This window comes from Spirillospora sp. NPDC049652 (assembly GCF_040675125.1).
GTDB lineage: Bacteria > Actinomycetota > Actinomycetes > Streptosporangiales > Streptosporangiaceae > Spirillospora.
In genome coordinates this window covers 1-2,509 of the sequence record NZ_JBFAOF010001002.1, presented here as the reverse complement: position 1 = coordinate 2,509, position 2,509 = coordinate 1, and the positions used below count along the sequence as shown (strand labels likewise).

Below are 2,509 nucleotides of genomic sequence, written 5' to 3'. Positions count from 1 at the left end.
GGGGGCGGCGGGGGCGCGGCGCGCGGACCGCGGCGGCGCGGGCGGGGCCGCATCGGGGGTCCGTGGGGGCTGATGTTCCGCGCGGCGCCCGCGCCGACGACCGCGGCGGACCCGGCCACCCACAGCATCCGGTCGCCCTCGGTCCGCTCGGACGCGGCGACCGGGGCCACCAGGCGCGTCTGCGGGACCGGCGCCGCGCCCGGCTGGACCGTGTCCGGACCGGCGACCTGCGGCGGGAGCAGTCCCGGCAGGTTCGACTGCGAGCCGGTCGGCGCGGCGGTCGCGAACGGCTGCGGCGCCTGGTCGCTCATCACCGACGGCCCGGAGCCGCTCGGCACGCTCACCCTCGGGCCGCCGCCCGTGTTGCCGGGGGCTCCGCCGCCCTTGCCTCCGCCCCCGCCGCCCTTACCGCCGCCGTGGTCGCCGGAGCCGTCCCCGGCGGGCTTCTTGCCGGGCTTGGCGGGCGCCTTGGTCTTGGTCGGGGACGGCGACGGGGTGTTGTGGTGGTCGACCCGGTCGCGCAGGTTGTCGAGCTGGCACTTCCAGTTGTCGAGCGTGGTGGCCGGGTCGGTGCCCTTCTTGCACGGCTTGGCGGCGCTCGCGGCCGTCGTCCCGGCGAACGCGGCCGGGGCGCCGAGCACGGTCATGACCAGGGCCGTGGCCGAGACGGCCGTCGCCGCGGACCCGATCCGCCGGAGGCGTCGCTGCTGGGGCATGTCACTCCTTCGCTGTCGCCGCCCGGGCCGGGCGGGCTCGTCCGAGCCGCCCCGGCCGGGCGATCGCACCGGGTTCGCGCCTTCGTGATCGAATCGTGCCTTACCGCGCCTCTCCGGTAAACACCGACACGACGGTTTCCCTCGTCCCGGCAAAGTCGCCGAGCCCCGGGACGCCCCGGCGACACGGCCCGCGGCGGCCCGAGCCCGCACGCAGGACGGCCCCGACACCCACCGGGAGCCGGAGGGTGTCGGGGCCGAGAGAACGGCTCCCGCGTCAGCCCACGACCAGGCGTGCCAGCCGGGTGCGGCGCTCGGGCGCGCCGGTCTCCCGGACGGCCCGGGCGAGGCCGGGTCCGGCCGCCTGCACCACCGACAGATGCCGCCGGGCGAGGCCGAACGCGGTCGCCACCGCGGGCCGCGACAGCGCCGACCCGGCGACCACGGCCACGACCGCGTCGCGGCGGGTCCCGCGCGCGAGCGCCAGCGGCAGCGCCCAGCCGTGCCGCAGCCGCGCCGCCGACGCCGGCGGCACCACGGCCTGCCCGCCTGCGAACCCGACGGTCAGGCCCTCCGGCCCGGCCGCCTCGACCAGGCCGGACTCACCGACGGCGGCCTGCGGGAGCGGCGCGGCGACCACGACCCGGTCACCGACGTCGAAGCCGCCGAACCGGCCAGGGCCCGGGTTCAGCCGCTCCTTGAGCGCCGCGTTCAGCGCGCCCGCGGCCGCCGGGCCCGCCGGGGCCAGCGCCACGACCTGCACCTCGGCGGCCGGGATGTCCAGCACGCGCGGGATCGAGTCGGTGACCAGCTGCACCGCCCGGTGCACCGCCTCCTCCTCGCCCATCGCCGGGACGATCACGACCTCCTTGTTCGGCGCGGCCACCGCGGGCAGCGCGCCGCCCCGGACCGCCGCCGTCAGCTCGTCCAGCGGCCCGCCGGACGCCGGCGGGTCGAGCTCCACCACCGGGACGGTCTCGGACGCCTCCAGGTCCTCCAGGACGCGGCCCGGCGCGGCGGGCGGGGCCGCGCCCGGCTCCCCGCCGAGCACCAGGTGCGCGCCGTCCGGGCACGCCTCCACCAGCACCCCGCACAACTCGACGTCCAGGCCCGACGCGTCCGGCAGGACGAGCAGGTCCAGCTCGAAGGGACGCTGGTCGCCGCGCCGGTACAGCACCGAGCCCGGGGCCGTGCCCGGCTCGTCCGCCGGGTCCAGCAGCCGGTGGAGGCCGACCGCGGCGCCCGCCGGCAGGTCGGGGTGCGCGGCGGCGAGGTCGGCGGCGGCGCGGTCGGTCGGGGTGACCAGCGCGGCCCGGACGCCCCGCGCGGCGGCGGCCGCGACGAGGCCGGCCGCCGTCTCGGCGAGGTCGCCGCCGGTGCCGCGCCAGACGGTCACGCCGGTGCGCAGCGCGGCGGTGAAGGCGAGCGAGCGGTCCTCGGGCAGGCCGGAGCGCAGCTCCTTGACCGCGGCGTCGTCCAGCAGCGGACCGGCGGTCGCGTTGAGCCGCTGGAACCCCTCGGCCGCGGCCTCCTCGCCCAGCGCCCACCGGGCGAGGCCGAGCGACTCCTCGGGCTCGGGCAGGTCGGCGTCCTCGTCGAACGACTCCTCGTCGAACTCCGGCTCCTCGGTGAGGCCGAGCACCTCGCCCTCGTCGAGCGCGTCCTCGACGGCCCGGCGGGGGTCGGCGACGCGCTCCTTCTCCAGCGCCGTCAGGACGTCGGCCAGCGGCGTGACGGTGTGGCCGCGCACGGCGGCCTCCGCCAGCAGCGCCCCCACCACGGCGCGGCCGCGCCGC

Annotated in this window: 1 protein-coding gene and 1 pseudogene; both read right to left on the bottom strand. The window is 79.5% G+C overall.

The window, feature by feature from the left end; translation table 11 throughout:
- Nucleotides 1–716 (bottom strand): annotated as a pseudogene (locus AB0J52_RS36050) (hypothetical protein); the annotation flags it as partial.
- A gap of 274 nt (nt 717–990) precedes the next feature.
- Nucleotides 991–2,509: AAA family ATPase (locus AB0J52_RS36045; protein WP_500187395.1), on the bottom strand; the 1,519-nt coding region annotated here is incomplete at its 5' end.